Here is a 237-nt window from a genome sequence, read left to right as displayed (position 1 = left end):
ACAGCTACACTATACAACATCGTCGTCCAGCTTCTGCTCACAGGCAGGATGCCTGTGCTACCCGATCAAAGATATTTTCCCTTGGCGATGGGCATCCGCCACCCCGTCCCGAAGGCGCGATCGCTACTCATGTTTGTTTATCCCCGGATCTGGGTGGGGCTGTGGAAAATCTCAGGGGAGCGATCGCTGTGGTATTTTAGTAGGTAGAACAATCCGGAAGCTACCAGTTGAAGCAAT

At 52.7% G+C, this 237-nt stretch carries 1 protein-coding gene; it reads left to right on the top strand.

What is annotated here, in order from left to right:
- On the top strand, positions 1-207 hold a 207-nt coding region (locus tag AC0QHF_RS00060; protein ID WP_324702158.1), incomplete at its 5' end, for a hypothetical protein.
- Positions 208-237: the final 30 nt, after the last annotated feature.

The sequence above is a fragment of the Lyngbya sp. CCY1209 genome (assembly GCF_055795065.1).
This window is presented reverse-complemented; position numbering and strand designations above follow the sequence as displayed.